The following is a 13646-nucleotide window of genomic DNA, read 5'->3' on the forward strand; positions in this document are numbered from 1 at the left end:
CGTTAGGATGTCATGACGATTTAGGATTCATTATGTCAGACCCCAAGTTTATACACTTACGTGTTCACAGTGACTTCTCAATGGTGGACGGCCTGTCTAAGGTACCACCACTTGTGAAGAAGGTGGCTGAGTTGGGCATGCCAGCGATGGCATTGACCGATTTCACCAACCTATGTGGCCTAGTAAAGTTCTATGGCAATGCTCATTCAGCAGGCATTAAGCCGCTGATTGGGGCTGACTTTTCGGTGCAATCGGATGAGTTTGGCGAAGAGCTAACTCGCCTCACAGTGCTTGCTTCTGACAACACAGGTTACAACAACCTAACGTTACTGATCTCCAAGGCATATCTTAGGGGTCATGTTCAACATCAACCTGTTATTGATAAGGCTTGGCTAGCTGAGCTGTCGGAAGGCCTGATCATCCTTTCAGGCGCAAAAGACGGTGAGGTGGGCAAAGCATTACTCAAAGGTAATCAAAGCTTAGCCAAACAGTGTGCGGCTTTTTATCAAACGCATTTTCCTGACCGCTTTTACCTTGAGCTCATTCGCACCGGACGTGCCGACGAAGAGAGCTATCTGCATTTTGCCGTCGACTTGGCGGAAGAGTTAGAACTTCCAGTTGTAGCGACCAACGAAGTGGTGTTCGTTGATAAAGAGCTGTTCGATGCCCATGAGATCCGCGTGGCCATTCATGATGGTTATACGCTCGATGACCCTAGACGTCCTAAGCGTTACAGTGAACAGCAATACCTGCGCAGTGAAGAGGAAATGTGCCAGCTATTTGCCGACATTCCAGAAGCGTTGCAAAACTCAGTGGAAATCGCTAAGCGCTGTAACGTGACTGTCAGACTAGGTGAGTACTTCCTACCTGCTTTCCCAACAGAAGGTATGAAAGAGACCGACTTCCTGGTGATGAAGTCGAGAGAAGGCCTAGAAGAGCGTTTGGAGTTCCTATTCCCTGATGAGCAAGTACGACTTGAGCGCAGACCTGAGTACGACGAGCGATTACAGATTGAACTCGATGTTATCAACCAGATGGGCTTCCCAGGCTACTTCTTGATCGTAATGGAGTTCATCCAGTGGTCAAAAGATAATGAAATACCTGTAGGTCCAGGGCGTGGTTCGGGTGCGGGCTCGCTGGTGGCGTACGCGCTTAAAATCACTGACCTTGATCCTCTTGAATACGACTTGCTTTTCGAGCGCTTTCTGAACCCTGAACGTGTCTCCATGCCCGACTTCGATGTTGACTTCTGTATGGATAAACGTGACCAAGTGATTGATCACGTGGCAGAAATGTATGGCCGAGACGCGGTATCGCAGATCATTACCTTTGGTACCATGGCGGCGAAAGCAGTAATTCGAGACGTAGGTCGTGTACTTGGGCACCCATTTGGCTTTGTGGATCGTATTTCCAAACTGATCCCTGCTGACCCTGGCATGACGCTGCAAAAAGCGTTTGACGTTGAGCCTGCGCTGCCTCAATTGTATGACGCTGATGAAGAGGTTCGCGACCTCATCGACATGTGTCGCATCCTTGAAGGTTGTACTCGTAACGCCGGTAAACACGCTGGTGGTGTTGTTATATCGCCAACTACTATCACCGATTTTGCGCCGATCTATGCGGACTCGGAAGGTCATTTCCCTGTCACGCAGTTTGATAAAAACGACGTAGAAACGGCCGGCCTAGTTAAATTCGACTTCTTAGGTCTAAGAACCCTAACCATTATCGACTGGGCGTTAGGGCTGATTAACCCACGTCTGGAAAAAGAGGGCAAAGAGCCGGTTCGTATCGAATCGATTCCTCTTGATGACCAGCCGTCATTCCAGCTACTGCAAAATTCAGAGACCACGGCGGTATTCCAGTTGGAATCACGTGGTATGAAAGAGCTTATCAAACGTCTTCAGCCAGACTGTTTTGAAGATATCATCGCATTGGTAGCACTGTTCCGTCCTGGACCATTGCAATCCGGCATGGTAGATAACTTTATCGACCGTAAGCACGGGCGAGAAGCGGTTTCCTATCCAGATGAGACGTGGCAACACGAAACACTGAAAGAAACGCTAGAGCCAACTTATGGCATCATTCTTTACCAAGAGCAGGTCATGCAAATCGCCCAGATTCTAGCGGGTTATACGCTAGGTGGTGCAGACATGCTGCGTCGTGCGATGGGTAAGAAAAAGCCAGAAGAGATGGCCAAGCAGCGTGCTGTATTCGAAGAAGGTGCCATTAACAATGGCGTCGATGGCGAATTGGCGATGAAGATCTTCGACTTGGTAGAAAAGTTCGCAGGTTATGGCTTTAACAAATCGCACTCAGCCGCTTATGCTTTGGTGTCGTACCAAACACTGTGGCTAAAGAAACACTACCCAGCAGAGTTTATGGCGGCGGTTATGACCGCAGATATGGATAACACCGAGAAAGTCGTCGGCCTTGTCGATGAATGTTTCCGCATGAAACTTAAGGTGTTACCTCCAGATATTAACGCCGGTTTATTCCGATTTAATGTTAACGATGAAGGTGCCATTGTTTATGGTATCGGCGCAATCAAAGGGGTGGGTGAAGGTCCAATTGATGCCATCATTGAAGCAAGAAACAAAGATGGTTACTTCCGCGACCTGTTCGATTTCTGTGCCCGAATCGACCTGAAAAAGGTCAATAAGCGCGTCATTGAGAAGTTGATCATGGCTGGTGCACTAGATAAGCTCGGACCTCATCGAGCGGCGTTAATGGCGTCGCTTAATGACGCAGTGAAGGCGGCGAGTCAACATCACCAAGCTGAAGCGTTTGGACAAGGTGATATGTTCGGCGTATTGACGGATGCGCCAGAGGAAGTGGAACACAAGTACACCCAAGTACCTGCGTGGCCAGAGAAGGTATGGCTTGAAGGTGAACGCGAAACCTTGGGGCTTTATTTGACCGGGCACCCAATAAACGCCTATCTGAAGGAACTTACTAAATACACCAGTTGTCGATTAAAGGATGCCACTCCGACACGTCGTGATCAGTCATTGACCGTGGCTGGCCTTGTCATTGCCGCTCGTGTCATGACCACAAAGCGCGGTACGCGTATCGGTATCATGACACTCGATGATCGCAGTGGTCGTATGGAAGTGATGTTGTTCTCAGATGCACTAGATAAATATGCTGAATTGTTAGAAAAAGATAAAATAGTGGTCGTTTCTGGACAGGTCAGCTTTGATGACTTCAATGGTGGGCTTAAAATGTCCGCCCGCGAAGTTTTAGATCTTGGTAGCGCTCGAGAGAAATTTACTCGAGGGTTGTCCATTTCGTTGCTAGAGCAACAGATCGATGAGCGTTTTTACCAACGCTTCACAGAAATATTAACGCCTCACAAAGATGGCACAGTACCTGTTAATATTTACTACCAACGTGCAGATGCAAGAGCGAAGCTCACGTTAGGAACACAGTGGCGAGTAACGCCCAACGATGCGTTACTGGAAGAATTACAGCAGTTACTTGGTAAAGACCAGGTAGAACTCGAATTTAACTAATTGAGCTTGGGCACACATCGGTGCCTGAGCGGAATCGAAAAGGATTCATAGATGAGCTTGAACTTTCTTGAATTTGAAAAGCCAATTGCCGAACTAGAAGCAAAAATTGAAGCCCTGCGTGACGTGTCTCGTCATGGTGGTGATAGTGCAATTGACTTAGATAAAGAAATTGAACAACTAGAGAAGAAAAGCTTAGAGCTTAAAAAGAAAATCTTTAGTGACCTTGGTGCATGGCAGGTTGCGCAGCTTGCTCGCCACCCACAACGCCCATATACGTTGGACTATGTAGAGCACGTATTTACTGAGTTTGATGAGCTGGCGGGTGACCGTGCATTTGCTGACGACAAAGCGATTGTTGGCGGTATGGCTCGTCTTGAAGGCCGTCCTGTGATGATCATTGGTCATCAAAAAGGCCGTGAGACTAAAGAGAAAGTTAAGCGTAACTTCGGTATGCCTAAACCAGAAGGCTACCGTAAAGCACTGCGTTTGATGCGTATGGCTGAGCGTTTTAACATGCCAATTATCACCTTTATCGACACTGCGGGTGCTTACCCAGGTGTTGGCGCAGAAGAGCGCGGTCAATCTGAAGCGATTGCGATGAACCTGAAAGTGATGGCAGGCCTGAAAGTGCCGGTTATTTGTAACGTTGTTGGTGAAGGCGGCTCTGGTGGCGCATTGGCTATTGGTGTGGGTGATTACGTGAACATGCTTCAATATTCTACCTACTCAGTAATTTCACCTGAAGGCTGTGCCTCTATTCTATGGCGCGATTCAGACAAAGCCCCACAAGCTGCAGAAGCGATGGGCTTGATTGCTCCGCGTCTTAAAGAGCTAGAGCTTATCGATGAAATCATTGAAGAGCCACTTGGCGGCGCGCATCGTGATACGATTCAAATGGCAGCGAACATGAAGGCAACGCTACTTCGTCAGCTAGAAGAGCTAGAGCAGCTTGAAGAAGACAACTTACTAGAGCGTCGTTATCAACGTTTGATGAGTTACGGCTACTGCTAAGCCGATTTGGTTTATATAATAAGGCGAGCATGATGCTCGCCTTATTTTTTGTCTTTTGGGAAATTGTCTATGTCATTAGCGCAGCACTTTATTGATACCCTGCGGTGCCACCTGCCCGATGGCGGTCGTGTTGTTATCGGATTCAGTGGCGGGGTGGATTCCCGCGTTTTGCTGCATCTAGCGGCGCTTTATCGCGCTCAGCATCCTGATCTAGAGTTGCTTGCTGTGCATGTTCATCATGGTTTGAGCCAGTACGCGGATCAATGGCTAGAACAGTGTGAATTATGGGCTAAAGCAGAGCAAATCCCCTTCGTCGCAGAGTATGTATCTCTTGACCTAGAGAGCGGCGACAGCATTGAGCAATTGGCACGTGATGCTCGTTACCAAGTCCTAGCATCCCACGTTAATACGGACGATGTTTTACTGACCGGCCAGCACCTTGACGATCAAACTGAAACTTTTCTTCTGGCTCTTAAGCGAGGTAGCGGACCCAAGGGACTATCCTCAATGGCTCTGTCAGCCCCTTTTGCGTCAGGGAAGCTTTTGAGGCCACTTCTTGATGTGTCCCGAAGCGACATCGAGCATTTTGCACATACTCAGCAGTTAACCTGGCTTGAAGATGACAGTAACCAAGATACCCGCTTTGACCGCAATTTCTTGCGCCACAAAGTGGTGCCTGTCATTAATAAGCGCTGGCCTAGCTTTAACAAAGCGGTTCGTCGCAGTGCTCGATTGTGTGCGAAGCAAGAGCAGCTTTTGGCGGAGTTACTTAAGCCCGAGCTAGAGGCTTGTTTAAATTCGTTTCAAGGGGTTGAGATAGATACCTTGAGTCGCAGCTCTCCACTGAAACGAGATCAACTACTGCGCATGTGGCTTGAAGCGCAAACGTCAGTGCTGCCAAGCGAGATTCAATTGCAGCAGCTTTGGAATGATGTCGCCTTGGCTAAACCCGATGCAAATCCAAATTTGGTTCTGGCCTCAGGTAGCATTCGCCGATTCAAATCCCACCTTTACTGGGTAGCACCACAGGAAGATGTCACTCAGTGGAGCAAGTCACTAACGATTGAAACTCCCGTGCTATTGCCCGATAGGTTAGGCGAGCTAACGTTAGGTAACAGTAGTGAAAAAAACAGCTTGATGACGCTGAACCGCGCAGCTCTGACAGAGCCGCTGGTGGTCATGTTTGAACCAGAAGGTTTGTCTGCGCATCCTCATGGCAGAGCGGGGTCACGTAAGCTCAAGAAGCTATTTCAAGAGTATCAAATCCCAAGTTGGCAACGCCGCCGAACACCTATTCTGATGATGGGTGACAAAGTGGTTGCCGTGGCTAACTTATTTGTAGACAAGGACTTTTACGGCTCAGATTGTGAACTCGTATGGGACAAGTGACCCTTTTTCATGTCACAATCGTAACTATAATAAACGCTAGGAAGCGGTACAAACCAGAGTAATGTGGGCTGGTTCCGAGCAAATATGGACGTATCACAAGGAAAAGCAATGAAAAAGTTGATGATTAGCGCATTGGTAGCAGCGGGTTTGATGAGCGGTGCAGCAGTCGCAGGCGATGTTGCAGCGGGTAAAGCAAAAGCAGCAGTGTGTGCCGCGTGTCATGGCGCAGATGGCATCGCAGTGATCCCAGGGTATCCAAACCTTAAAGGTCAAAACGAGCAGTATTTGGTTACCTCTATTAATGCATACAAAAGCAAGCAGCGTAACGGTGGCCTAGCGGCAGTAATGCAAGCACAGGCATCAATGCTTAGCGACGAAGACGTTGCTAACCTAGCGGCATACTACGCAAGCCTTAAATAGAGTGTTCTGAATGACACCTAGATGGTTCTAGCATGATGTAAGCGTAACAAAACAACGTGTTGCAAATAACTTTGATAAAAAGCTCGAAGCTGGCCTTCGAGCTTTTTGTTTTCGTTGATTGTTATCGCGACCTACCAGATAATGTCGTTAACAAAAGTGATGTAAGGGAAGAACATGAAAAAGATTGAAGCGATTATCAAACCATTCAAGCTTGATGATGTGCGTGAAGCATTGGCAGAAGTTGGCATCACAGGGATGACGGTTTCTGAAGTGAAAGGTTTTGGTCGTCAAAAAGGCCACACTGAGTTGTATCGCGGTGCAGAATACATGGTTGATTTCTTGCCAAAAGTGAAGCTAGAAATCGTGGTGGCTAGCGATGTTGCGGATCAATGCGTAGAAACCATTATTGAAACGGCACAAACGGGTAAAATTGGTGATGGCAAGATTTTTATCACTGACATCGAGCGTGTTGTTCGTATTCGTACCGGCGAAGAAGACGAAGACGCGATCTAAACCGCGAGTAGCACTAACATTAAAAGGAGTAGGCAACTACTCCTTTTTTACTTTTGGGGTGAGCGATGAAGTTGAAGTGGATTTTAGTTGGCGTATTAGCCGCAGTTTTTATGGCGGTAGGCGGCTTTCAGGTCGTGTTTACTGTGTCTGACACTCCCGAGATCACAACTGTTCGCGGCAATCAGGTTGATACTGAATTAAAGTGTTATCACAATCCAACGCCTCAGGCGCTCGATGATGAGGGACGACTCAATGTATTGGTTTGGAATGTTTACAAACAAAACAGGGAGAACCTTCTCTCCGAGCTAACAGAGCGCTCTCAAGACAGGCAGTTGGTACTACTTCAAGAGGCAAGCCTGGATGATCAGTTCCTCGATTGGCTTCAGCGCTCTGATTGGGGCAGTAACCAAGTCAGCGCCTTCAAAGCTTTTGATGTTTCAAGTGGTGTTCTGAATTTGAGTCGAACCATGCCAAAGGTCGCGTGTGCAAACCTTCAGGTTGAGCCATGGTTACAACTGCCTAAATCGGGTCTCTACGCGGAATATGCGCTCTCTAATGGGCAGACCCTGATTGCGCTGAACCTTCATTCAGTGAACTTTACCATTGGCACACAAGAGTACAAGCAGCAGCTCGAGTCATTTAAGCAAGTACTTGAGTCTCACTCAGGGCCACTGCTCATTGCTGGCGACTTTAACAGCTGGAGCGAGTCGCGAATGGCAGTACTTAAACAAGCACTCAAAGACTATCAGATCCAAGAGGTCAAATTTACTCCGGATCATCGAAAACGTTTTGTCACCGGACTCCCTCTCGACCATATATTTTATCGAGGCATGACGTTGGAGACGATGAGCACGCCAGAGAGTGATGCATCAGATCATAATCCAATGCTGGCGGAGTTCGTTTTGGCTCAGTAACCGCCAGCGTTCGGTTACATACTGCTTTGCGGCCAGTCATCAGGGACGACAAACCAGAATTGGCCGCTTTTGGCTTGGCAATGGATAAAGTGCTTGGGTAGCGCCGACACTGAATCGTACTCTGCGCGTCGCGGATTTCCTGTTGCCCAAAGCGGTTTTTCTAATCGGTATATCGGTTCATCGATAAGATGAAATTGAGATTGGTAGCACCAATGGCCAGTAACGCGCTGTGGATTGATATCAAGTTCTAAGCAGCGAGTTGGCGTCTTTTCTGGGTCAAACGGGTTGATATACAACCGCCCTTGCATCAATAGGTGTTGAGAAGGGCTGGCAATATTAGGGAACTGAGCTTTGAACGCAGGGGTATCAGACATCTTTAGTTGATGCTCGAGCATGCGGCTCAATTTTTTGTCTAGTCTATCCTTTGCATTCGGTCCATACCAAAGCCCATCTTTTAGCAAATAGAACTTAATCGCTACCTCCCAGTGCTCGAGTTGTTGCTGGTCTGGTTTTTCAATAAGAAAGTCGATAGCACCCAAGGTACGACCATCTTGCTGCAGTTGTATTTCTTCAGCAAAGACGCTGTGGCTGTTACTTTGCTCAAATAAACGTCGGCACAGCTCCTGATAAAGAAACCCAAGCCTAGGGTTGCCTTGGTACTCAGAATCGTCCTGAGAGCTTGATTGAGGGGATACCTTAGGGAAACCCCCAGCCACGCTCGAATGTCCCGTGACGAGGCTCTGGCTTTCGTTTATCCAGGTAATAAAGTCCCTGATGGTTTGCATAGCGTATTCTTTACGTTTTCCTTTCGACATTGCTAGAGTAAATTGCTATAACCACGGAAATCAAGAATTTGCTCAGGAAGTGCCATGAATAACCTAAAGCTTGAAGCTATCCTCAATGAAAAACTCTCACCGCAACTGATTAAAGATTACAGCCCAAATGGGCTTCAAGTTGAAGGTGCGACTGATATCAAAAAAGTGATTACCGGAGTCACGGCATCACAAGCGCTTATTGATTACGCAGTAAGTGTCGGAGCGGATGCCATATTAGTTCACCATGGCTATTTCTGGAAAGGAGAGCCAGAGCCAATTCGTGGTATGAAGGGCAAGCGTATTCGCACTCTCATTAAAAACGACGTGAACTTGTTTGGTTATCACCTGCCGCTTGATATCCACCCTGAGCTAGGTAACAACGCTAAATTAGCACAGTTGCTTGATATTGAGGTCATCGATGGCCTAGAAGGTCACCCACAGTCTGTTGCTATGTTTGGTAAACTGGCAAAACCTATCTCTGGTGCTGAGTTTGCGACTAAGATTGCAAAAGCCCTAAATCGTGAACCTCTGCACATCGCACCAGAGTTGGCTGACAAGCCGATTGAAACGGTAGGTTGGTGTACCGGTGGTGGACAGGATTACATTGAACTAGCAGCGTCAAAGGGGTTAGATGCCTTCATTTCAGGGGAGATTTCTGAGCGTACGACGTACACTGCACGTGAAATGGGTATCCACTACTTTGCGGCCGGTCATCATGCGACTGAGCGCTACGGCATCAAAGCGCTGGGTGAGTGGCTGGCAAGCGAACATGGTTTGGACGTTGAGTTTAAAGATATCGACAATCCGGTATAAAACCACCAATGAAATAAAAAGAGCAGCCTAGGCTGCTCTTTTGAGTTGTGATGTTGTGTTTATCGTTATTCGCGCTCGTGAAGCGGTTTGAAGTCACGCATTGATTCACCAGTGTAAAGCTGACGTGGGCGACCGATGCGGTTGTCTGGATCGCTGTGCATTTCGTTCCAGTGAGCAATCCAACCAACAGTGCGAGACATAGCAAAGATAACGGTGAACATAGACACTGGGATACCAATCGCTTTAAGGATGATACCTGAGTAGAAGTCTACGTTTGGATACAGTTTCTTCTCAACGAAATACTCGTCTGATAGCGCAATGCGCTCAAGCTCCATCGCAACATCCAGTAGTGGATCTTGAATGTTAAGCTCTTTCAGTACATCGTGACATGCTTCACGCATAACTGTTGCGCGTGGATCGTAGTTCTTGTAAACACGGTGGCCAAAGCCCATTAGGCGGAATGGATCATCTTTGTCCTTCGCTCGTTCGATGAACTCAGGGATCTTGTCTACAGAGCCAATCTCTTCAAGCATACGCAAACACGCTTCGTTAGCACCGCCGTGTGCAGGCCCCCATAGAGACGCGATACCCGCTGCAATACATGCAAATGGGTTAGCGCCAGATGAACCTGCTAGACGTACCGTTGACGTTGACGCATTTTGCTCGTGGTCTGCGTGTAGTGTAAAGATCTTGTCCATTGCACGCGCAACGATAGGGTTTACTTCGTACTCTTCGCAAGGGTTTGCGAACATCATGTGTAGGAAGTTCTCCGCATACGTTAGGTCGTTGCGTGGGTAGATGAATGGTTGACCGATAGAATACTTGTAGCACATAGCTGCAAGGGTTGGCATCTTAGAAATTAGGCGGTAAGCCGCAATTTCACGGTGTGAGTCATTGTTGATATCGAGGGAGTCGTGATAGAAGGCTGCAAGTGCACCAACTACACCACACATAACGGCCATTGGGTGAGCGTCGCGACGGAAACCGTGAAAGAAACTCGCGATTTGCTCGTGAACCATAGTATGACGAGTAACAATTTGCTTGAACTCTTCATATTCTTCACGTGATGGGGCTTCGCCAACAAGAAGGATGTAGCATACTTCTAGGTAGTCTGCATTGTTAGCTAACTGATCGATAGGGAAGCCACGGTGCAGTAAAACACCTTTGCCGCCGTCGATATAAGTGATTTGAGATTCACAGGATGCAGTGGCAAGAAAACCTGGGTCAAATGTAAAGTAACCATTCGCTCCAAGCTTACGAACATCGACTACTTCTGGTCCGATAGAACCTTCCATAATCGGCAGCTCGATTGGCGCTTGACCTTCAATATGAAGGGTCGCTTTCTTATCTGCCATAACAATCTCCTTTGTTTATTATTTAATCCGTCCAGGATGTTTGTGTGCCAATTTTTTACTTTGGTTCGGAAGCAAAGTCAATTTTTATACGATGATGTGTGCACTTGTTATGATTTTTTATAGAAAAATGGTTAAAAATCTGTTCTGTGTAGCATATTTTGTTACATCAATTGTATTAGAATGTTGCCAACCGTATAGTTGCGGTGAAATTGTTGGTCCTAGCCTTTAAAAATCGAGTATACAAACCGAAGTGAGGTGGTTTTGGATTCTCATTTGTTAACATTGTTGCAACAATTATCTCCCTTGTAACACGAGATTTTTGTTAAGTTTATGTTAACTTTTGAGGCTTACAGACCAAAATTTATTCATAACAATAAATGCTCAATGGAGCTGAGTGAGCAAGCCCGTGAAAGAAAGAAAGTCCAGACCTGTTAATCTTGATTTACAGACAATTCGCTTTCCGATCACTGCAATCGCATCCATCTTGCACCGAGTGTCAGGTGTGATCACGTTTGTGTCGATCGGTATTCTCCTTTGGTTACTAGCCAAGTCACTCTCGTCCCCGATGGGGTTTGCCGAGGCAGTCGATATCGTCGACGGTTTCTTCGTCAAGCTTATTCTTTGGGGCATTTTGACTGCTCTTGCGTACCACATTGTTGGTGGTATTCGTCATCTAATCATGGATCTAGGTTACTTTGAAGAGCTCGAATCGGGCGCGAAAAGTGCCAAGGTATCCTTTATCGTGACAGGCGTTCTGTCGCTATTGGCGGGAGTTTTGGTATGGTAAACAACGTTTCATCATTCGGTCGTAACGGTGTCCACGATTATCTTCTGATTCGTGCGAGCGCCATTATTATGACCTTGTACACTATCTATCTTGTGAGCTTCTGCGCGTTTGCAGGAGACATTTCCTACGTATCGTGGACCAACTTCTTCGGTGGCACCTTCACTAAGGTGTTTACTATGCTGGCATTGGCATCTCTGCTTATCCATGCCTGGATTGGTCTATGGCAAGTTCTTACAGACTATATCAAGCCGACCATGTTACGTGGTGCGCTGCAACTGACGGTTATTGCAGTGCTGCTTGGTTATTTCTTCTCTGGTTTCTTTATTCTGTGGGGTGCGTAAGTGTCTATTCCAGTTCGTGAGTTTGATGCCGTAGTAATCGGCGCTGGTGGTGCAGGCATGCGCGCTGCACTACAAATTTCAGAGCAAGGCCTATCTTGTGCGTTGCTATCAAAAGTATTTCCTACTCGTTCCCACACCGTATCTGCCCAGGGTGGTATTACGGTTGCGTTGGGTAACTCTCATAAAGATGATTGGCAGTGGCACATGTATGACACGGTCAAGGGCTCTGACTACATCGGTGACCAAGACGCTATCGAGTACATGTGTAAGAATGGTCCTAAGTCGGTCATTGAATTAGAGAAAATGGGTCTACCTTTCTCTCGTTTTGAAAACGGTTCTATCTACCAGCGTCCATTTGGTGGACAGTCTAAAGAGTTTGGTGGGGAGCAGGCTGCACGTACTGCGGCGGCTGCAGACCGTACAGGCCACGCACTGCTGCATACTCTTTATCAGCAAAACATTAAGCACAAAACAACCATATTCTCGGAGTGGTATGCGCTCGATATGGTTAAGAACCAAGATGGCGCGGTTATGGGTTGTACTGCGCTTTGCATGGAAACGGGCGAGATTTGCTACTTCAAATCAAAAGCAACCATCTTAGCTACTGGTGGTGCGGGTCGTATCTACGCTTCAACCACCAACGCTCATATCAACACGGGTGATGGTGTTGGTATGGCGCTGCGTGCTGGCGTACCGATGCAAGATATGGAAATGTGGCAGTTCCACCCAACGGGTATTGCTGGCGCAGGTGTACTCGTTACCGAAGGTTGTCGTGGTGAAGGTGGTTACCTTCTCAATAAAGATGGCGAGCGATTTATGGAGCGTTACGCTCCAAACGCAAAAGACCTTGCTGGTCGCGACGTGGTTGCACGTTCGATGATGATCGAAATTCGTGAAGGTCGTGGCTGTGACGGCCCTTGGGGACCACACATTAAGCTTAAAATGGATCACCTGGGTAAAGACGTCCTTGAGTCTCGTCTACCAGGTATCTGTGAGCTGTCTCGTACGTTTGCACACGTTGATCCAGTGAAAGAGCCAATCCCAGTTATTCCAACTTGTCACTACATGATGGGTGGTGTACCGACTCAGGTGTCTGGTCAAGCGATTAAACAAGACGCGTCTGGTAACGATCATGAAGTTCAAGGTCTATTCGCTTGTGGTGAAATCGCTTCTGTATCTGTACACGGCGCGAACCGTCTTGGTGGTAACTCGCTGCTTGACCTAGTGGTGTTTGGTCGTGCAACTGGTCTTCACCTTGGTGAGACGCTGGCTGCGCAAACTGAAGCTCGCCCAGCGACGGAGTCAGACATTGAAGCATCACTGGCTCGCACGATGCGCTGGGAGAACAGTGCATCGGGTGAAGACCCAGCTCAAATCCGTAAAGATCTGCAAACTTGTATGCAAAACAGCTTCTCGGTATTCCGAGAGGGTGATGCGATGGCAACCGGTCTAGAAGAGCTTAAAGTGATTCGTGACCGCTTGAAAGAAGCGCATCTTGCAGACAAGTCGAAAGAGTTCAACACCCAGCGTGTGGAGTGTCTAGAGCTTGATAACTTGATGGAGACCGCATTCTCGACTGCAGTCGCTGCAAACTACCGTACCGAGAGTCGCGGCGCTCATGCTCGCTTTGATTACCCAGAGCGTGATGACGAGAATTGGCTATGCCACTCAATCTACAACCCTGAAACTGAGCAGATGTCGAAGCGTGATGTCAACATGATGCCTGTTCACCGTGAAGCTTTCCCACCGAAAGCACGTACGTACTAAAGGGAGGAC

General features: G+C 47.6%; 12 protein-coding genes. 10 read left to right on the forward strand and 2 right to left on the reverse strand.

Annotated elements, in window-relative coordinates:
• The first annotated feature begins 32 nt into the window (after positions 1-32).
• The 6 genes from dnaE (at position 33) to ACVA6Q_RS15705 (ending at position 7759) form a co-directional block, all read left to right on the forward strand.
• Positions 33-3512 (forward strand): DNA polymerase III subunit alpha, encoded by a 3480-nt coding sequence (gene dnaE, locus ACVA6Q_RS15680; protein ID WP_446648129.1) that lies wholly within the window; start codon positions 33-35, stop codon positions 3510-3512.
• Between the two features lie 51 nt (positions 3513-3563).
• Entirely contained in the window at positions 3564-4523 is a 960-nt protein-coding gene (accA, locus tag ACVA6Q_RS15685; RefSeq protein WP_353498014.1) for an acetyl-CoA carboxylase carboxyl transferase subunit alpha, read from the forward strand.
• A gap of 69 nt (positions 4524-4592) precedes the next feature.
• Positions 4593-5912, forward strand: a complete 1320-nt coding sequence (tilS, locus tag ACVA6Q_RS15690) for a tRNA lysidine(34) synthetase TilS (RefSeq protein WP_446648130.1) — start codon at positions 4593-4595, stop codon at positions 5910-5912.
• A gap of 108 nt (positions 5913-6020) precedes the next feature.
• Positions 6021-6332 (forward strand): c-type cytochrome, encoded by a 312-nt coding sequence (locus ACVA6Q_RS15695; protein WP_446648131.1) that lies wholly within the window; start codon positions 6021-6023, stop codon positions 6330-6332.
• 174 nt (positions 6333-6506) lie between these two features.
• On the forward strand, positions 6507-6845 hold the full coding sequence (gene glnB, locus ACVA6Q_RS15700; RefSeq protein ID WP_042500895.1) for a nitrogen regulatory protein P-II: 339 nt from the start codon (positions 6507-6509) through the stop codon (positions 6843-6845).
• Positions 6846-6910: 65 nt separating this feature from the next.
• Positions 6911-7759 carry an endonuclease/exonuclease/phosphatase family protein gene (locus tag ACVA6Q_RS15705; RefSeq protein WP_353498017.1) on the forward strand — a complete coding sequence of 283 codons (849 nt, stop codon included), beginning with the start codon at positions 6911-6913 and terminating at the stop codon, positions 7757-7759.
• 14 nt (positions 7760-7773) lie between these two features.
• Here the strand turns inward: ACVA6Q_RS15705 and ACVA6Q_RS15710 are convergent, their stop codons facing one another.
• Positions 7774-8544 carry a DUF1853 family protein gene (locus ACVA6Q_RS15710; RefSeq protein ID WP_446648132.1) on the reverse strand — a complete coding sequence of 257 codons (771 nt, stop codon included), beginning with the start codon at positions 8542-8544 and terminating at the stop codon, positions 7774-7776.
• A gap of 84 nt (positions 8545-8628) precedes the next feature.
• On the opposite strand from ACVA6Q_RS15710, the gene ACVA6Q_RS15715 reads away from it, so the two are divergent.
• The gene (locus tag ACVA6Q_RS15715; RefSeq protein ID WP_429761515.1) at positions 8629-9387 is read left to right on the forward strand and encodes a Nif3-like dinuclear metal center hexameric protein; all 759 of its coding nucleotides are present in this window, start codon (positions 8629-8631) and stop codon (positions 9385-9387) included.
• 65 nt (positions 9388-9452) lie between these two features.
• Here ACVA6Q_RS15715 and ACVA6Q_RS15720 read toward each other — a convergent pair whose 3' ends face one another.
• Positions 9453-10742, reverse strand: a complete 1290-nt coding sequence (locus ACVA6Q_RS15720; RefSeq protein WP_353498020.1) for a citrate synthase — start codon at positions 10740-10742, stop codon at positions 9453-9455.
• Between the two features lie 394 nt (positions 10743-11136).
• Between ACVA6Q_RS15720 and sdhC the strand changes: the two genes are divergently transcribed.
• From sdhC to sdhA, 3 genes are read left to right on the forward strand one after another with little or no spacing between them, the layout of a single operon-like run.
• Entirely contained in the window at positions 11137-11529 is a 393-nt protein-coding gene (sdhC, locus tag ACVA6Q_RS15725; RefSeq protein WP_112480477.1) for a succinate dehydrogenase cytochrome b556 subunit, read from the forward strand.
• Positions 11523-11870: a succinate dehydrogenase, hydrophobic membrane anchor protein gene (sdhD, locus tag ACVA6Q_RS15730; RefSeq protein WP_353498021.1), complete on the forward strand. Its 348-nt coding sequence runs from the start codon at positions 11523-11525 to the stop codon at positions 11868-11870. The genes sdhC and sdhD overlap by 7 nt, the downstream gene beginning before the upstream one ends.
• Positions 11871-13637 carry a succinate dehydrogenase flavoprotein subunit gene (gene sdhA / locus ACVA6Q_RS15735; RefSeq protein ID WP_353498022.1) on the forward strand — a complete coding sequence of 589 codons (1767 nt, stop codon included), beginning with the start codon at positions 11871-11873 and terminating at the stop codon, positions 13635-13637.
• Positions 13638-13646 lie beyond the last annotated feature (9 nt).

Source organism: Vibrio sp. DNB22_10_4 (genome assembly GCF_052879755.1).

Coding starts and splice junctions, on each gene's coding strand:
- accA (WP_353498014.1), top strand. CDS start 3,564: ATGAGCTTGAACTTTCTTGAATTTGAAAAGCCAATTGCCGAACTAGAA.
- sdhD (WP_353498021.1), top strand. CDS start 11,523: ATGGTAAACAACGTTTCATCATTCGGTCGTAACGGTGTCCACGATTAT.
- ACVA6Q_RS15715 (WP_429761515.1), top strand. CDS start 8,629: ATGAATAACCTAAAGCTTGAAGCTATCCTCAATGAAAAACTCTCACCG.
- ACVA6Q_RS15695 (WP_446648131.1), top strand. CDS start 6,021: ATGAAAAAGTTGATGATTAGCGCATTGGTAGCAGCGGGTTTGATGAGC.
- glnB (WP_042500895.1), top strand. CDS start 6,507: ATGAAAAAGATTGAAGCGATTATCAAACCATTCAAGCTTGATGATGTG.
- ACVA6Q_RS15705 (WP_353498017.1), top strand. CDS start 6,911: ATGAAGTTGAAGTGGATTTTAGTTGGCGTATTAGCCGCAGTTTTTATG.
- ACVA6Q_RS15710 (WP_446648132.1), bottom strand. CDS start 8,544: ATGCAAACCATCAGGGACTTTATTACCTGGATAAACGAAAGCCAGAGC.
- tilS (WP_446648130.1), top strand. CDS start 4,593: ATGTCATTAGCGCAGCACTTTATTGATACCCTGCGGTGCCACCTGCCC.
- ACVA6Q_RS15720 (WP_353498020.1), bottom strand. CDS start 10,742: ATGGCAGATAAGAAAGCGACCCTTCATATTGAAGGTCAAGCGCCAATC.
- dnaE (WP_446648129.1), top strand. CDS start 33: ATGTCAGACCCCAAGTTTATACACTTACGTGTTCACAGTGACTTCTCA.